The following is a 3,317-nucleotide window of genomic DNA, read 5'->3' as shown; positions in this document are numbered from 1 at the left end:
TCTGGATATCTTGGTAATAGATTCATTGTTTGGTGGAAGCATCCTCCTGAGGAGTGCATCCTTTAATTCTGGACTATAGTTCATAGCGAAAGCTCCCTTCCTGTGATAGCTATATACTACCACAAAAGTAATTATCTTTCACTGACAACTATCCTAACACACAGGGGGTTGTTCGATTTCAAGCCCGGACATGAGCCAGTCGAATTGCTGCCAGGTCAATTGTTTTACTTCCAGCTGATTTCTGGGCCAGCGAAACCTGCCCTGAACTTCCATACGTTTATACAGCAGCACAAATCCGTCAGATTCCCAGAGCAAAGCTTTGATCCTGTCACAACGTTTTCCACAGAAAAGATACAGGGCACTTCGCCTTGGATCCATATGGAGTTGATCCTCTACAATAGCACACAGCCCGTCAATGGATTTCCGCATATCCGTTCTGCCTGTTACGATATAGATTTCATCGGCGGCTGTGATATCCCCTAACATTCCAGCTCCTTCACAATTCGAAGCGTTTGAGCCAGAAGCTGAGGATCTGTTCCATTTGGTATTGTTAGATGAAAGCTGCCTACAGACAGCTTCATTGACTCTGCTACAGAAAAGTTATTCCTTTCCGTAGCTGCCGGAATTACATTTAATGGCTGTTCATAAGGAATCGGGTCAGTATCATGAAACTCCACTCTGACAACTTCCTGGCTTTCTGGTGCGCGATAGGTGCGTCCAGTTGACGCCGGCAAATCCACACAACCTTTCTGACGCAGTCTTTTTACCCAGTTGTAAAAAGTTCCTGGCTTGATATCATGTTCCACACACCATTGATGATCTGTCAATCCACTTTGACGGCATTCCATGATGAGACGGTATTGTTCTTCGACAGGTATTCTTTTGCTTCTCATGAGCACACCTCCATAACTTGAATAGAGTAAAATGCTCGCATCTATCATTTCTAGCAAGAAAAGATGAAGTAAAATGCTTGCATTCTCTATTGATTATTATGGGATATTTTTTAGGGCAACACAATCCGTCGAATTATTTTGCACTTACAGAGTAACTTTGAGCCGCCCAGAAAAAGGGCGGCTCATTTTGAAAATCAAGGTACGGATGATTACCTACTTACTGAAAATCAAGGTACGGATGATTACCTACTTACCAAAAAACGCAGGTATTCGTTCTCTTTTTGAATACCTGCGTTTCTTGTTTTTACATATCGCTATGCAAACATTATTTTTTCTTTTCTGTTTTCTCTTCTACAACTGCAGAATCCGGTTTTTCAACCTCTGTGATGGCTGTTTTGCGCATCGGGATACGGCAGTTTTTGTTGTTTCCGAACTCTACGATGACATCATCGTCTGTGATGTCGATGACAATTCCGTAGAAACCGCTTGTCGTGATGACTGCATCGCCGACTGCGAGGTCATTCAGCATTGCCTGCAGTTTTTTCTGCTCTTTCTTCTGCGGACGGATCATTAAGAAATACATCATACCGAACATGATGACCAGCCACATAATTAACATACCGGTGCTCATGACACCGCTGTTTGCTGTTGTTGTTGCTAAAAACATTTTCTTTCCTCCTGTTATTCGACGTTCTTTAGACACACCTATCATAATACACAATCCGTATCAGATGGGCAAGTCTTTTTCGGATATTTTCCAAAAATTTCATATTTTATTTAAAACATCAGCAATTCTTTTACAAGCTCCTTTTTTATAAATAGTTGCTTTCAAAACATCTAATCTATTTTGCCTTTTCCCATCCTCACCTTTTGCTAGTTGTTTTATATATTCTTTTGTTTCCTGCACATTCTTGCTTACATAAAACGCGTTTGCAATTGTAGTTTCAATTTTTCTTACATCAGACAAATATATAACCGGTTTTCCCATAAGTAAAAACTCTATTACAATCGAACTATAATCAGCAATTAAACAATCCGATTGGACAAAAGAAGATCTGTATGAACAGTTTTCATCAAACATAACATTTTTTAAAGATTTTACTTGATTTTTATATTTTTCAACATCTTCTCTCGTTAAATATCCTTTTTTTATATAATTATCAAACATTAACGGATGTGGACGAATAATTAAGCTGAGTTCTGCGTTGTTTGAAAAGTAATTCAAAAGAAAATCTTTATACATTAAAAATGTACTTTTTTCATTATCATCTGCAGGTGTCGTCCATCTAGGAATCCACAAAAAAGTTTTATTTTTTTTACCTTTTCTTTCATCGTATGTTATCAAATCAAATCGTGGATAACCAATATTATAAACTATTCTCTTTCCATCTGCATTTTGACAATATTTTAATTTCGACTGACAATATTTATAGGTTTTAATACAATCGCAAAAAATATAATCTACAAAAGTAAGTAATTGTGTTGTAAATGAAGTCCTAATCATTTCTTTCCCGTCAGCATAACTCGATCCATACGGAACATAACATACTCTTGAAATCTTTGATAAATTTGCAAATTTATATTCCATAGGATATTCTCTTTGGTAAGGTAAACCAAGAAAAATAAAATCGAATTTATAATCCTCCAGTCTTTTGAATTTCTTTTTTTGATCATCATATGAATTTATCACTTCTGCACCATTAGCAATTTGCAAAGCAAATTTTAAATTTTGCTCAATAGTATTAACATTTATTTTATTTGTAGCATGGTCAAACCTCGGTAATACAAGTAATGTTACATCATATCTTGCATCTAAACACATATATTCAAAGATTGATTGCACCGATGGAAATATCTCTATCCTCTGAATAATAAAACACATTTTTACTTTTTCATTCATCGTATTGAAATTTTTTTTTTTGACTTAATAAGCATCTTTTTAAAAAATAATATCCCGAATTATAAAAATAAATTTTTATTTTTTCCTTGATTTTTCGAATAAATTTTTTGTTCATTATTTTTTACTCTCTCCTCATATAATATGTTTGTAAGCAAAAACTCGCAAACTTATTCCTTTTATTTTATCAACTATAAATGAGCAAATCCTAAATTTTGCACAAACTAAAGACACCCTCTGCTGAATGATGTATAATTGAAGTGCGACCATCAACCTACTCACGCAAACAAGGGGGTGCCTGTTGCAAACATTATACATCATTCCAATAAAATTTACAATTACCTAAAAACTTTAAAACTTCATCATTTTTTGTCGGATATCTATCTCCAACATGTAATGACCATTATTGTTTCTGTCTTTCTCCGTGGATACCGCGGTAAGACCGTTGACTTTTCTATTGTCAGCCAGCATCACAGAACAACGGTAGCTTATTTTCTGAATCACGGAAAATGGGACGATTCTGCATT

4 protein-coding genes are annotated in these 3,317 nt (G+C 35.5%); all 4 read right to left on the bottom strand.

Annotated features, from left to right (window positions below):
• Window positions 1–153: 153 nt before the first annotated feature.
• The 4 genes from tnpB to I2G42_RS16050 all read right to left on the bottom strand — a co-directional run bounded on the left by tnpB (window position 154) and on the right by I2G42_RS16050 (window position 2,793).
• Window positions 154–486 carry an IS66 family insertion sequence element accessory protein TnpB gene (gene tnpB / locus I2G42_RS16065; RefSeq protein WP_055228628.1) on the bottom strand — a complete coding sequence of 111 codons (333 nt, stop codon included), beginning with the start codon at window positions 484–486 and terminating at the stop codon, window positions 154–156.
• Window positions 480–893, bottom strand: coding sequence for an IS66 family insertion sequence element accessory protein TnpA (tnpA, locus tag I2G42_RS16060; RefSeq protein WP_195531266.1), 414 nt, complete (start codon window positions 891–893; stop codon window positions 480–482). The genes tnpB and tnpA overlap by 7 nt, the downstream gene beginning before the upstream one ends.
• Window positions 894–1,218: 325 nt before the next feature.
• On the bottom strand, window positions 1,219–1,560 hold the full coding sequence (gene yajC, locus I2G42_RS16055; RefSeq protein WP_055222214.1) for a preprotein translocase subunit YajC: 342 nt from the start codon (window positions 1,558–1,560) through the stop codon (window positions 1,219–1,221).
• Window positions 1,561–1,659: 99 nt separating this feature from the next.
• Window positions 1,660–2,793 (bottom strand): CDP-glycerol glycerophosphotransferase family protein, encoded by a 1,134-nt coding sequence (locus I2G42_RS16050; RefSeq protein WP_055228629.1) that lies wholly within the window; start codon window positions 2,791–2,793, stop codon window positions 1,660–1,662.
• Window positions 2,794–3,317: the final 524 nt, after the last annotated feature.

It is taken from the genome of Fusicatenibacter saccharivorans, from assembly GCF_015557635.1.
Taxonomy (GTDB): Bacteria; Bacillota; Clostridia; order Lachnospirales; family Lachnospiraceae; genus Fusicatenibacter; species Fusicatenibacter saccharivorans.
The sequence above is the reverse complement of the archived record's forward strand: the minus strand, read 5'-3'. Positions and strand labels throughout refer to the sequence as shown.